The organism is Chitinimonas sp. (assembly GCF_041904975.1).
Lineage (GTDB): Bacteria > Pseudomonadota > Gammaproteobacteria > Burkholderiales > Chitinimonadaceae > Chitinimonas.
This window is the reverse complement of sequence record NZ_JAYRLZ010000288.1, coordinates 1-5,128: the sequence shown is the minus strand read 5'-3', so window position 1 is coordinate 5,128 and position 5,128 is coordinate 1. Positions and strand designations below refer to the sequence as shown.

General features: G+C 63.0%; 6 protein-coding genes. 2 read left to right on the top strand and 4 right to left on the bottom strand.

Translation table 11 applies throughout. The features are described 5' to 3' along the window. Together ACE3OH_RS19080 and ACE3OH_RS19075 are read right to left on the bottom strand one after the other, a co-directional pair. Window positions 1–601 (bottom strand): hypothetical protein (locus ACE3OH_RS19080; protein ID WP_374356931.1); only part of this gene is annotated, 601 nt, incomplete at its 3' end. A gap of 144 nt (window positions 602–745) precedes the next feature. After that, the gene (locus ACE3OH_RS19075) at window positions 746–1,747 is read right to left on the bottom strand and encodes a questin oxidase family protein (RefSeq protein ID WP_374356929.1); all 1,002 of its coding nucleotides are present in this window, start codon (window positions 1,745–1,747) and stop codon (window positions 746–748) included. Window positions 1,748–1,817: 70 nt separating this feature from the next. Between ACE3OH_RS19075 and soxR the strand changes: the two genes are divergently transcribed. After that, on the top strand, window positions 1,818–2,339 hold the full coding sequence (soxR, locus tag ACE3OH_RS19070; RefSeq protein ID WP_374356927.1) for a redox-sensitive transcriptional activator SoxR: 522 nt from the start codon (window positions 1,818–1,820) through the stop codon (window positions 2,337–2,339). 42 nt (window positions 2,340–2,381) lie between these two features. On the opposite strand, the gene ubiA is transcribed toward soxR, so the two are convergent. Beyond that, complete coding sequence (gene ubiA, locus ACE3OH_RS19065; protein ID WP_374356925.1) at window positions 2,382–3,263, bottom strand: 4-hydroxybenzoate octaprenyltransferase; 882 nt, start codon at window positions 3,261–3,263, stop codon at window positions 2,382–2,384. After that, the gene (locus ACE3OH_RS19060; protein WP_374356923.1) at window positions 3,260–3,802 is read right to left on the bottom strand and encodes a chorismate lyase; all 543 of its coding nucleotides are present in this window, start codon (window positions 3,800–3,802) and stop codon (window positions 3,260–3,262) included. The genes ubiA and ACE3OH_RS19060 overlap by 4 nt, the downstream gene beginning before the upstream one ends. A 241-nt stretch (window positions 3,803–4,043) precedes the next feature. Here ACE3OH_RS19060 and ACE3OH_RS19055 point away from each other — a divergent pair. After that, on the top strand, window positions 4,044–5,128 hold a 1,085-nt coding region (locus tag ACE3OH_RS19055), incomplete at its 3' end, for a hypothetical protein (protein WP_374356920.1).

Below are 5,128 nucleotides of genomic sequence, written 5' to 3'. Positions count from 1 at the left end.
AGGTGCTGCCGTCCTTGTTCTGGGTGCGCACTCTGCTTTGCCCGGCAAAGGCTTCCAGGCCCAGGTCACCGCCGCCCAGTGCCTGCTCGTAAACCAGGCTCAGTCCGTCCTGATAAGTGACATTGTTCTGGCCATAGAACACTGAGGGCGGTCGTGCCCAGGTCTGGGCGTAAAACAGATTGCGGAAGTCCGAGTCGAGATACACCGGAATCACGGTGCGGCCGAGCTTGATATTCAATTCCGGCCGGGCTTGCCAGCTGGCATAGGCCCATTCCACATGGGGCTGCTGGCTGCCTTGGTAGTCTTTCTTGGACAGCATTTGCAGCACGGCGCGCCAAGGGCCGGCCGGGTTGACGGTGGCCTGCACCGATAGTTGCGTATCGCCATCGTAGCGCCACTGCCCATCGCGTGAACCGCTGCTTTGCCGGCCATCCACCCGCGCGGTGGCGATCGGGTCGTCCGCCATATAGGCACCCACCGTGCCAAAGCCATCAACCTTGACCCAATCGCTCCAGCTGGCGCAAAGCGCCGGGCTGCTCAGCGCCATCAAGCACGCCACGACTGCTGCCCGCTTGCCATGGCGCATCGCGTTCACTGCCATTGTTGACCTCGCTTGCCCGCATTGGTCGGTTCATGCCTGTCGCCGCTTACGGCAGTAGTGCGCGCGGGCCTGCCATCCCGCTGCACAGTACGCTATAGACCAATCTGCCCAAGCAGGCCCGGCAATGTGGCAATTGCACCGCACTCAAGCAAACAGCCGCGACGCTGCCAGCTGATAGCCGGCTTCGCCATAGTGCTGGGCCTCATCGATGCAGGCATGGGTGAGCTTGATGGCGTGGTCGTCAGCCGCCGCCAGCGCCCGCTCGCGCAGGACATCCCAGGGCAGGGAAGGCGCGCTGCTCGGTTTCTCGACCAGATTGGCCGCAAGGTAGGCCGCGGTAAGGGCACGGCTCAGCAGTGCCTGGCTGGTCTGGTCCGGGTTGTACCAGGGGCGCAGCACGCGCAAGGCGCGCAAGCCGGTGATCATATGCAGTACGGTGAAGTTGCCGCTGACCAGGTAGCGCGCCAGGGCAAACCTGGCAAAGCCAGCCAGCAAGGCATCGAACGATGGTGCGGGGGATAGCGCGCCAGCCAGTTGTTGATAGGCAGATGACTGGCAGGCTGCCGCCATGCGGATGGCGATCAGATGGCCATCATGGTGCCAGTGTTGCGCGGCTTCGATCAGCTGCGCCGACCATTGTTCGAGACTCAGCCTAGCCGGCGTGGCTGCCGGCACGGCCAGCCCCTGCCAGCGCCACGCCCAGTAAGCGAGTGCGGCGGCCAGCTCGCCCAAGTGGCCCGATTCGATGGCATGGGCGCAGCGGATGGCACCGTGAAAGGCTGCCGCCGCCACGCCGGGCAGCAGCACTGGCAGTGCCTCGCGTAGCACGGTGTCGGCGTCGTGCAGCGCGAGCTGCTGCTGGAACTGTGCCAGCAGGGCCGGGTAGGCCTTGTCCTGACCGAGCAGCTGCTGCCAGGGCGTGGCGGACGGTTTGGGCTGTGGAGCCGACGAGCCCTTGAAACGGCTGCCATAGGCACCAAAAAAGCGGCGCATCTGCGCCTCGTTGGCGCCCATTTCTGACAAGGCATGCAGTGCCATTGGCAGGTGATTGGTCAGCTGATCACGGTATTCCGGCGGCAGCGCCAGGCTTTCGCCTAGCAGGCGATGGAGCAGGTCGCGGCTGGATTCATTATTCGGCGGGGTCATGGCTTTCCTTTCACGATGGAAGGCGCCATGATTAAAGTTCAAGTTAACTTGATGTCAAATGAGGTGGCGAATGTCAGGGGCATCGGAAACGGTCGATGGCTGGATAGCCATTGGCGAATTGGCCAAGCGCAGCGGTCTGGCCGCCAGTGCGCTGCGTTATTACGAGGAACAGGGGCTGATCAAGTCCAGCCGTAATGCGGCCGGGCGGCGCCAGTTCCGGCGCAGCGATTTGCGCCGCGTCGCTTTTGTGCGGGCAGCCCAGGCGCTTGGATTGAGCCTCGATGCGATCCGTGAGGCATTGGCCAGCTTGCCCGGTGGACGCACCCCCAACCAGGCGGATTGGGAACAATTGTCACGGGCCTGGCAGCCCTTGCTGGATCAGCGCATCGCCCAAATGCAGCGCCTGCGCGATACGCTGTCGGCCTGTATAGGCTGTGGCTGTTTATCCCTGAGTAAATGTGCGCTGTATAACCCCGGCGATGCGGCCGCCAGCCGCGGCAGTGGCGCGCGCTATCTGCTTGGCGATCGCTCGGCCGATGTGCTGGCCGATATTGCCCGTGGTGCGCAGACGCAAACGGCGCCCGGCGAATAGGACGCTGTTTGCGCTTCCCCCGCTTTGCGCTCAGCTACCCGACTAGGGCGTGAGTTTCTTCCAGTAGTCGAGCACCACACCGGCAAACACCATGGCACCCAGCCAGTTATTGGATAGAAACGCCTTGAAGCAACGTTGCCGATCGCGCTGGCGTACCAGGTGGTACTGGTAGCCGACATGGGCAGCGGCGCCCGCGAGGCTCAGGTACCAGAACAGGCCGCGATGCAGCTCATGGCCGATATAGGCCATGCCGGCAATAAATATGCCGTGGCAGAGCATGGCGATTTCCGCGTCGAAGCGACCAAAAGTGATGGCGCTGGTCTTGATGCCGATCTTCAAGTCGTCCGGTTTGTCGACCATGGCATACAGGGTGTCGTAGCCCAGCACCCAGAACAGATTGGCCGCCATCAGCATCCAGGCCAGCTCGGGCACATTGAACTGGGTGGCGGCAAAGGCCATCGGAATGCCGAAGCTGAACGCCAGGCCCAGATAGGCTTGCGGCAGCGGTAAAAAGCGTTTGGTGTAGGGGTAGCTGATCGCCAGCAATACCGCCGGCACCGACATTTTCAATACCAGCGGGTCCAGCGGCAGGATCAGTATCAGGGCGACCAGCGCCAAGGCGCCAGCCAGCGCCAAGGCTTCGCGGCCGCTTACCCGGCCGGCGGTGATGGGGCGATCCCGGGTGCGCTCCACATGCTTGTCGAAATCCTGGTCGGCGTAGTCATTGATCACGCATCCGGCTGAGCGCATCAGCACCGTACCCAGGGTGAAGATCCACACTATCACCCAGTTAGGCCGCCCCCAGCTGGCAATCCATACGCCCCATAGCGTCGGCCACAGCAAGAGCAGGATGCCGATCGGTTTGTCCAGGCGCATCAGCTTTTCGTATTGATCGAGTTTGGCGAGCACTTGCTGTTTGGTCATGTCATCGATTCCAGTACGGCGGGCAGCATTACTTCGGTGACGAGGATACGCGACTGGCCCAGCTCGAAGCGCGAGCGCCGGGCCCAAAGGCGGGCCGGCACCCGACCAACGGCCGCTTCGGTGGCGGCATGCAGGCGGTGGTGGCGATCCAGGCAGCGAAACGCCAGCTTGCCACGGCGGATTTTCGGGTTGGCAAACAAGGTGGCGCCAAGCGAGCGACAACCCTGCTGGCGCAGCCTGCCAAAGCCATGGAACAGCGCCTGGCGCGGCATTACCGAATGGGCGAATACCAGCGGCGTGTCACCGCTCATCAGTACGACATCGCGTACCATCGCCATCTCCCGGCGTGCGAGGCCCAGCGCCCGCAATTCGTCGCGATTGGGCAAGGCCCAGTGCTGGCGCAGCAGGCAGACGCGAAACTGCGGGAAGCGGGCGGTAAGGCGGATGGTCAGGGAGCCGGTGTGGACCAGCCAGTCGCGCAGCGCGCGTGGCGCCTGACAGGCTGGCTGGCCCCAGCGATGGCTGGCGATATGCGGCATCGGAAGGCAGGGTGGGCGCAAAAGCGGCGATTATGCCAGCAGCGCCAAGGTTTGGCGGCCCAGGATGGCAAGTCACTTGCTGATACGGGCCGGCGCGGTAAGCTGCGCCATGTGCATGATGCTTTGCCGGACGGCGTATGCGAGCTGTATTTGCCTTGATGCGCAGGTTTGCGCTGCGTCATGGCGCAGCAGCGCAAAGCGCTTAAGCTGAGGCCAGATCAGATCAACAGGAGACAGCTGCATGACCCGTTACATCGACCATATCGACGCAGCCGTTGACTACGTGCTCGATACCCTGCCCGGTGAAATCGTATTGGGTACGCCGCTTGGTATCGGCAAGCCCAACCCGTTTATCAATGCGCTGTATCGGCGCATCAAGGCCAACCCGGCCAGATCCTTGAAAATCATCACGGCGCTATCGCTGGAAAAGCCGGCCGGCCGCACCGATATCGAGCGGCATTTTCTGGCGCCGCTGGTGGAGCGTGTGTTTGGGGATTATCCCGATCTGGACTATGTGAAAGACCTGCGCGCCGGCCATTTGCCGCCCAATATCGAGGTGCTGGAATTCTTTCTGAAAACCGGCGACTACCTCGGCAACCCGGTCGCCCAGCAGGGCTATATCTCCACCAACTACACCTTTGTCGCGCGCGATATGGCGCTGCACGGCGTCAATGTGATTGCGCAGGCGGTCGCGGCGCAGGATGGCGCCGACGGCATGGCCTTGTCGCTGTCCAGCAATACCGATATCACCCATGAGTCGGTCGAACGGCTGACGGCCATACCCGGCCACCGCTTTATCACCGTGGCCTGCATCAATCGCCAGCTGCCGTTTATGGGCGGGCATGCCCAGGTCAAACCTGACTTCTTCGAGGTGGTGGTGAGCGACCCTGCTGCCAGCCACCATCTGTTTTCGCCGCCGAATATGAAGGTGACGCCGCAGGATTACGCCATCGGCCTGCATGCCAGCAGCCTGGTGGCCGATGGCGGCACCCTGCAGATCGGCATCGGCGCGCTGGGCGACGCGATTGCGCAGGCGCTGCTGGTGCGTGAGCGGCAGAACGATGACTACCAGCGCCTGATGGGCGAATTGAGCCATGGCGAGCTGAGCGGCCGCGAGCTGGGTCGCTTCGATGAGGGCCTGTATGGGTGCTCGGAAATGCTGGTAAACGGCTTCTTACGCCTTCTGGAGGCCGGCATCGTACGTCGCGAGGTGTACGACGATGCGCGCTTGCAGACCTTGCTCAATCAAGGGCGGATCAGCCAGGCGGTGGATGGCGAGATGCTGCTGGTGCTGGAACAGGCGGACTGCATCGTGTCGCCGCTGCG

Excerpts from the sequence above, each read along its gene's own strand:
- ACE3OH_RS19075 (WP_374356929.1), bottom strand. The coding sequence starts at position 1,747 with ATGACCCCGCCGAATAATGAATCCAGCCGCGACCTGCTCCATCGCCTG.
- soxR (WP_374356927.1), top strand. The coding sequence starts at position 1,818 with ATGTCAGGGGCATCGGAAACGGTCGATGGCTGGATAGCCATTGGCGAA.
- ubiA (WP_374356925.1), bottom strand. The coding sequence starts at position 3,263 with ATGACCAAACAGCAAGTGCTCGCCAAACTCGATCAATACGAAAAGCTG.
- ACE3OH_RS19060 (WP_374356923.1), bottom strand. The coding sequence starts at position 3,802 with ATGCCGCATATCGCCAGCCATCGCTGGGGCCAGCCAGCCTGTCAGGCG.